General features: G+C 59.8%; 1 protein-coding gene. It reads right to left on the reverse strand.

The window, feature by feature from the left end:
* A partial coding sequence (locus DN824_RS22420) for an elongation factor Tu (RefSeq protein ID WP_138410512.1) occupies nucleotides 1-778 on the reverse strand: 778 nt, incomplete at both ends.

Below are 778 nucleotides of genomic sequence, written 5' to 3' on the forward strand. Positions count from 1 at the left end.
GTGCAGGTGGTCTTGGTCGTGGCACGGATACCAACGATTTCGACTTCTTCCTGGACCTTGACGATGCCGCGCTCGACACGACCGGTTACCACGGTACCGCGACCGGAGATCGAGAACACGTCTTCGATCGGCATCAGGAACGGCTGGTCAACAGCACGGACCGGCTCGGGGATGTACGAGTCCAGGGTCTCTACCAGCTTGCGCACGGCGGAAACGCCAATCTCGTTGTCGTCCTTGCCTTCGAGGGCCATCAGCGCGGAGCCGATGACGATCGGGGTGTCGTCGCCCGGGAAGTCGTAGGTGGAGAGCAGATCGCGCACTTCCATCTCGACCAGTTCCAGCAGCTCGGCGTCATCTACCATGTCGGCCTTGTTCAGGAACACGACGATGTAGGGAACGCCTACCTGACGCGACAGCAGGATGTGTTCGCGAGTCTGCGGCATCGGGCCGTCAGCGGCCGAGCACACCAGGATCGCGCCATCCATCTGGGCAGCACCGGTGATCATGTTTTTCACATAGTCAGCGTGACCCGGGCAGTCTACGTGCGCGTAGTGGCGGATGGCGGAATCGTATTCAACGTGGGAGGTGTTGATGGTGATACCGCGAGCCTTCTCTTCCGGCGCGTTGTCGATCTGCGAGAAATCGCGAGCAGAACCGCCCCACGTCTCAGCACAAACCTTGGTCAGCGCAGCGGTCAGTGTGGTCTTGCCATGGTCTACGTGACCAATGGTGCCGACGTTCACGTGCGGTTTGTTACGTTCGAATTTTTCTTTAGCCA

The organism is Stutzerimonas nosocomialis (genome assembly GCF_005876855.1).
Taxonomy (GTDB): domain Bacteria; phylum Pseudomonadota; class Gammaproteobacteria; order Pseudomonadales; family Pseudomonadaceae; genus Stutzerimonas; species Stutzerimonas nosocomialis.